This window comes from Erwinia sp. MYb416 (assembly GCF_037479575.1).
GTDB lineage: Bacteria > Pseudomonadota > Gammaproteobacteria > Enterobacterales > Enterobacteriaceae > Erwinia > Erwinia rhapontici.
Genome location: NZ_JBBGYT010000247.1, coordinates 1 through 313, shown reverse-complemented (window position 1 = coordinate 313; position 313 = coordinate 1). Strand labels below are relative to the sequence as shown.

1 protein-coding gene is annotated in these 313 nt (G+C 61.7%); it reads right to left on the bottom strand.

Annotated features, from left to right (window positions below):
• Window positions 1–313: tRNA-dihydrouridine synthase (locus WH277_RS02290; RefSeq protein ID WP_339504176.1), on the bottom strand; the 313-nt coding region annotated here is incomplete at both ends.

The following is a 313-nucleotide window of genomic DNA, read 5'->3' as shown; positions in this document are numbered from 1 at the left end:
TCTCCAGGCGCACATACTTTTTCAGCAACTGAACGACCTGCGACCACGGCATGCGCGGTTCGTTGTATTTGATCACCCGGCTGAGATTGGGCACATTCAGCGCGCCGCGCCCGATCATAACGGCATCACAACCGGTGGCCTGCATACAATCCTGCGCACTCTGCCAGTCCCAGATTTCACCGTTGGCAATCACCGGGATCGACAGCCGCTGGCGGATCTCGCCAATCGCCGCCCAGTTTATCGCCTCAGCGCGGTAGCCGTCCTCTTTGGTACGGCCGTGCACCGCCAGCTCCGTGGCGCCAGCCTGCTGCAC